Source organism: Clostridium sp. CAG:43, from assembly GCF_000434655.1.
Taxonomy (GTDB): Bacteria; Bacillota; Clostridia; order Lachnospirales; family Lachnospiraceae; genus Otoolea; species Otoolea fessa.
In genome coordinates, this window is record NZ_FR895092.1 from 10,182 (window position 1) to 16,707 (window position 6,526).

The window sequence follows — 6,526 nt, forward strand, 5'->3', positions numbered from 1 at the left end:
AAGCGGTTATGAAGCATCTTGCAGCGCAGCTCCGGATTTGTCGTCTGCACTGAAATATTGATCGGCGCCAGCTTAAACCGGATAATCCGCTCAATATCCTTATCCTTCATATTCGTCAGCGTGATATAGTTGCCCTGCAGGAACGAAAGTCTGGAATCATCGTCCTTAAAATACAGTGTCTCACGCATGCCCGGCGGCATCTGGTCGATGAAACAGAAGATGCACTTATTCCTGCAGGAACGATAATCGCTCATCAGACCATTTTCAAAGGTAATCCCCAGATCCTGATACTCATTTACGATATCCAGTTCCCACTCCTCGCCGTTCTTCTTGCGGACCAGCAGCGTAATCTCCTCACTGTTTATCTTATATTCATAATCAAAAATATCCTCTATCTCATCTCCATCGATCGTCAGAAGGACGTCCCCCGGCTCCAGCTCCATTTCCTCCGCAATCGAGCCCGGATCGACCGATTTTATCAGATGACCTTTTTTCATTTATAAAATCCTCATTTCAAATATTTTTAAACCCTAAGAATCCAGTATTATATTAACAGTAATCAGCTTTTTTGTAAAGTTGTGCTTCTGATTCGCAGATGTGGATTTTTTTTGTAATTTTCTCATTTGCTATTGACGTTTCTTATCGTAAAATGGTATAAAATAGTTGTATTATGTCCTGCAAATGGCAGACAAACTTGTACGCTCTGCCCGCATGCATCGAAGGACCTACACTGTTTGGAGGTATAATCATGTCGAATGACTACGTGTTTAATGACACGCTTCCGGTTGCGCCGCTTAAAATTGCCGCACTGGAGAGCTGCCGGGATCTGGCTGAGAAAGTCAACTCCCACATTATCAATTTCCGCCGCAACGATATTGAAGTCCTGAAAAAGCGTCAGGAAAATTTACAGTACCGCGGCTATGATGCTGATTCCTACATGCTTGACTGCGCGTGCCCGCGTTTCGGAAGCGGTGAAGCAAAAGGCATCGTCAATGAGTCTGTCCGTGGTACCGATATTTACGCCATGGTCGATGTAACCAACTACAGCCTGACCTACAAAATGAGCGGATTTACCAATCATATGTCCCCGGACGACCATTATCAGGATTTAAAACGTATCATCGGCGCATCCATTGCTACCGCACATCGTGTCAATGTTATCATGCCGTTCTTATATGAGGGACGCCAGCACAAGCGCAGCGGTCGTGAATCCCTTGACTGTGCGATGATGCTCGAAGAACTGATTCAGATGGGCGTAAGCAACATCATTACCTTCGATGCACATGACCCGCGTGTACAGAACTCCATTCCGTTAAGCGGTTTTGATAATTTCATGCCGACCTACCAGTTTATCAAGGCATTACTGAACCATGACAAAACCTTAAAGATCGACAAGGACAACCTGATGGTTATCAGCCCGGACGAGGGCGCTATGTCCCGCGCCGTATATCTGGCAAACAACCTGGGTGTTGACATGGGTATGTTCTACAAACGCCGCGACTACTCCCGTGTTGTCAATGGACGTAACCCGATCGTTGCCCATGAGTTCTTAGGTTCTTCCGTTGAAGGAAAGACCGTTCTCATCATTGATGACATGATCTCCTCCGGCGAGAGCATGCTGGACACCTGCCGCGCCCTCAAAGAGCGCAAGGCAAAACGCGTCGTTGTATGCGCTACCTTCGGTCTGTTCACCAACGGACTTGAGAAATTCGACGAATTTTTCGCAAAAGGTTACCTCGACTGCGTCGTAACCACCAACTTAAACTACCACACGCCGGAACTTCTTAAACGTGACTGGTATGTAGAAGCTGATATGAGCAAGTTTATCGCTGCAATCATCAACTCCCTGAACCATAACGTATCTCTGGAGAACGCACTGACTCCGACTGCGAAGATCCAGAAGCTGATTAAACGGTATAACGAGGGACAGATGTAATGAAAATTGACGGCTGATAAACGGCTGTAAATTTCAAAAAACTCCTGCATAAACAGATAAATCTTCATTCTGTGTATGCAGGAGTTTTTCTGATTTCATAGGAAATTGCGTCCTATGAAACAAAAAATTATTAATCTACTTAACCCGCGATTTGCAATTCAACCCATACCCGATCATTCCGCCAATCATTCCCCCTATAATATGAGTCATATGGGAAATATTGTCTCGAATCGTAATACCATCCCAGACCTGCTGCCCTATAAACAGAACCGCCACCAGAATGAACGTAACTGGTATTTCACCCTCGCGAAAATTTGTAAACGAAGATAATAGTATAAAGGCAAACACAACTCCACTGGCACCGCACAATGCAGTCGCCGGAAAAAGGATATAATTTGCCAGTCCCGTCACAAACGCTGTCACAAGGATAACCTCCAGAAGAACCCTCGATGAATATTTTTCTTCCAGCATCGGTCCAAGTAATAGCAGATAACTCATATTACCGATTAGATGTGACCAGTCCGCATGTCCAAATATATGTGTAAACATCCGGATCCACGTCATCGGTGACAGGAGGGAAGAATGGTATGTCATAAATAAAAGCAGCCCGCTTCTTCCGCCCGTGAGGTAGTTTAATAACGTGGCAGCAAAACTCACAGCCACTATAAAAATGTTAACCATACCATAGATGCCTGATTTCCGCGACCCCCAGCCATCACAAATTCACCTTCTCCCATCCTCTCTCTAAATATCCATTCATCTTCCGTTTCAGTTCCTGATTCTCCTCCGCCTCCAACAGCGGATCTTTATCCATTAATTTCTTCACTTCATCCGAAACTGCCTTCAATATATCTGCATCTGCAAATATATCTGCTAAATGGAATTCGAGATCACCGCTCTGGCGGACGCCAAATAGGTCGCCGGGACCGCGCAGTTTTAAGTCTTCGGAGGCGATGTAGAAGCCGTCATTTGACTTGTTGAGAATATCCAGCCGCTTTCCCGCGTCTTCTTCGCCGGAGGCGTTAACCATGATGCAGTAGGACTGATCTTTTCCTCGACCGACACGGCCACGGAGCTGATGGAGCTGCGCCAGACCGAAACGCTCGGCATTTTCGATCATCATAACGGTGGCATTCGGGACATTGATTCCGACCTCGATGACCGTGGTGGATACCAGCACATGAATCTCATTTGCCGCAAATGCTTCCATGATCGCATTTTTTTCTTTTCCCTTCATCTTTCCGTGCAGATATTCCACCCGGATCGACGGGGACAGGGCGCGGCGCAGCTCTTCGGTATAATCGATGACGTTCTCTGCCTCCAGCATCTCACTCGGCTCGACCATCGGGCAGATGACGTATGCCTGACGGCCGGCGCGGACTTCATTTTCGATGAAACGGTAGGCATTCGGGCGAAATTCACGGTTCACGACACAGTTCTTGATCGGCTGCCGGTTTGCCGGAAGTTCATCGATGATGGAAATATCAAGATCCCCATATAAAATAATCGCCAGCGTCCGTGGGATCGGCGTCGCACTCATGACAAGCACATGCGGCTCGCCGCCTTTTTTGCTCAGCATTTCCCGCTGTGCCACTCCAAAACGGTGCTGTTCATCCGTGATTACCAATGCCAGATTGTCGTACACCACTTTTTCCTGAATCAGCGCGTGGGTTCCAATCACGATATCTGCCTCATGATTTTCAATCGACTCTCTGGCAAGCCGTTTTTCCTTCGCTGTCATCGAACCGGTCAGAAGCACCGGACGATATGTGATTCCCAGCGACGCAAACAATTCGGTCATCGACTCGTAATGCTGACGCGCCAGTACCTCCGTCGGTACCATCAGCGCCCCCTGATATCCATTTGCCGCCGCCTGCAGCAACGCCAGAATCGCCACAATCGTCTTACCTGAACCAACGTCGCCCTGAATCAATCGGGTCATGATATGCCCGCCGGACAAATCGGCGTACACCTCCCGGATTACCTTTTTCTGTGCCCCGGTCAGAGCATATGGGAGGCGCTCTTCCACCGACGCCATTTCCCCAGAAAACGTAAATGGATATGCGCTCTTTTTATCTTCTTTTTTGTCTTTGAGCAGGCGCACTGACATCAGGAACATGAAAAATTCATCAAACACAAGACGTTTCCGGGAAAACATCAGTTCTTCCAGGTTTGCCGGAAAATGGATGTGCTCCAGCGCATAGTTGATTTCCGCCAATCCGTACTTTTCCCGCAGACCAGCCGGCAGATATTCCCGTTCCATCTGGCGCATCGTGAGGGCTTCCGTGACTGCCTTTGCGATTGTCTTATTGCCAAGTCCCTTCGTCTGTCCGTAAACCGGCTGCATAGACGACACGACTTTCGCATACTGTTCCGGGCGGTAGATCTCCGGCTGCTCCATCGTAAGTCTTCCCCGTTTTTTTACCACACGGCCACGGAAAATAAAGCGTTCCCCCGCCTTGAGCGTCCCGCGCAGATAGGGCATATTGTACCATGCCAGCGCCAGTGTGCCTCCGCTGTCCCGCAATCCAGCCGTCGTAACCTGCAGACGCGCTCCATACCGCACCACATCCGCCGTTTTTGCCAGGATTCCGCCGACTGCCGCGATCGTATCTTCCTTCAGTTCCGCGATCGGCTGCGCTTCCTTAAACTCGTCATAAGCACGCGGATAATAATGGAGCAGTTCTTCCACCGTTTCCACGCCTATTTTTTGAAATAACTTTGCCGTCTTTTCACCGATGCCCTTGACAGCGGTTATATTCTGCTGTTCCATCTATCTCCTCCTGCTTTTCAGAATATTCTCCGGAAAATCAGCCACGCAGACAGTTACCGGACAAAAAATCCGGGAATACATTGGAATGAAAGAGAGGCAGGACGCAGGGATCTCTCCCCTGACCTGCCTCATTTCATACTTATGAATTATTTTGTTTTATACGCCAAATGTTTTATCTGCGCCATCACATAGAAAATTCATTTTCTCGTTATCTGCATTTTCTCAGCCAATAGTGCAGATTCATTTAACGCATTTCAATCACTTTANNACGCATTTCAATCACTTTAAACGACCTAAATCTACTCTACCGAAATCATATAATAGTAAATCGGCTGCCCGCCATTCTGGCATTCAAATTCGCAGGATGTAAATTCTTTGCGGGCTTTCTCACAAAATGCCTCTGCGTCCTCTTCCGTGACATCCTCACCATAATAGATCGTCACAAGCTCAGACTCATCATCTACCATCTTACGAAGTGACTCCATCGCGGTCTCCTCGATATTCTTGCCAACTGCCAGCATGCCGCTGTCGCCGATCCCCATGATATCGCCCTCTGCGATCTCCATACCATCAATCGATGTATTGCGGACTGCGTAGGTAATCTGAGCGGTCTTAACGTGGCTCATCTCCTCGGACATCTGTTCCATATTTTCTTCCGCCGTCAGATCCGGAGCAAAATTAATCAGCGCCGTGATACCCTGCGGAACCGTCTTGGACGGAACTACATATACCTTGGTATCTTCTGACAGGCTCTTTGCCTGCTCTGCCGCCAGAATAATATTTTTATTGTTCGGCAGAATGTAAACTGTCTCGGCATGGACTTTTTCGATTGCTTCCAGCATATCCTCCGTACTCGGATTCATCGTTTGTCCGCCCTCGATGATATAGTCAGCGCCGATGCCCTTGAAAATCTCAGAAAGACCTTCTCCGACCGATACGGCGATAAATCCATATTTCTTGCGCGGTTCTTCCTTCTTCTCTTTGGCTTCCTCTTCTGCCTTCTGCTGTGCCGCCAGACGTTCGGAATCTTTGATCAGTTTCTCCTGATGTTCCTCGCGCATATTGTCAATCTTGATGCGGGACAGGGAACCGTAGGTCAGTGCTTTCTGAATCGCCAGGCCTGGATCGTTTGTATGAACGTGAATCTTGACAATATCATCATCTGCCACAACTACCAGGGAGTCGCCGATCGTGCTCAGATAATCTTTCAGTTCCTGCTCTGTCGTCTCATCCGCCGGTTTTTCTGCATTGATAATAAATTCCGTACAATAACCAAAACGGATATCCGCTGCCTGCGTGCTTCCGGCACCTGTTGCTGTTTTTGCCGCTCCATTTCCCGATACAGACGGAGTAACTGCCGCGTCGATATCCACGACTTTTCCTTTTAAGCCCTCAATACAGCCCTTGATAACCTGAATCAGACCCTGTCCGCCAGAATCCACTACACCTGCCTCTTTCAGAACCGGAAGCATCTCCGGTGTCTGGCTTAAAACATACTCGCCATGCTCCAATACTTTCTCTGAAAATTCAAGTACGTCCTCGGTCTGCGGTGCCAGTTCTGCCGCTTTATCCGCCATTCCCTTGGCAACAGTCAGAATCGTACCTTCCTTCGGCTTCATAACTGCCTTATAAGCGGTCTCCGTCGCACGATTAAATGCGTCTGAGAGAACACTCGTCGTAATGACATCTACCGTCTTAATCTCTTTCGTAAATCCGCGGAAGAGCTGTGAAAGGATAACGCCGGAATTGCCTCGTGCGCCGCGCAGGGAACCGGAGGAAATCGCTCTCGCCAGCGCCTCCATCGTCGGATTTTCAAC

General features: G+C 48.2%; 4 protein-coding genes and 1 pseudogene (1 of these 5 running past the window's edge). 1 reads left to right on the forward strand and 4 read right to left on the reverse strand.

Translation table 11 applies throughout. The features are described 5' to 3' along the window. Positions 1–497 (reverse strand): PDZ domain-containing protein (locus QVO97_RS07380; protein ID WP_288189305.1); only part of this gene is annotated, 497 nt, incomplete at its 3' end. Between the two features lie 251 nt (positions 498–748). Here QVO97_RS07380 and QVO97_RS07385 point away from each other — a divergent pair. Then, complete coding sequence (locus QVO97_RS07385) at positions 749–1,936, forward strand: ribose-phosphate pyrophosphokinase (RefSeq protein ID WP_022359714.1); 1,188 nt, start codon at positions 749–751, stop codon at positions 1,934–1,936. Between the two features lie 135 nt (positions 1,937–2,071). Here the strand turns inward: QVO97_RS07385 and QVO97_RS07390 are convergent, their stop codons facing one another. The 3 genes and pseudogenes from QVO97_RS07390 to QVO97_RS07400 all read right to left on the reverse strand — a co-directional run. Beyond that, positions 2,072–2,617, reverse strand: a complete 546-nt coding sequence (locus tag QVO97_RS07390; RefSeq protein ID WP_022359715.1) for a rhomboid family intramembrane serine protease — start codon at positions 2,615–2,617, stop codon at positions 2,072–2,074. 34 nt (positions 2,618–2,651) lie between these two features. Further along, positions 2,652–4,709: an ATP-dependent DNA helicase RecG gene (recG, locus tag QVO97_RS07395; protein WP_022359716.1), complete on the reverse strand. Its 2,058-nt coding sequence runs from the start codon at positions 4,707–4,709 to the stop codon at positions 2,652–2,654. A gap of 299 nt (positions 4,710–5,008) precedes the next feature. Beyond that, positions 5,009–6,526, reverse strand: a pseudogene (locus QVO97_RS07400) (DAK2 domain-containing protein); it runs 197 nt beyond the window's last position.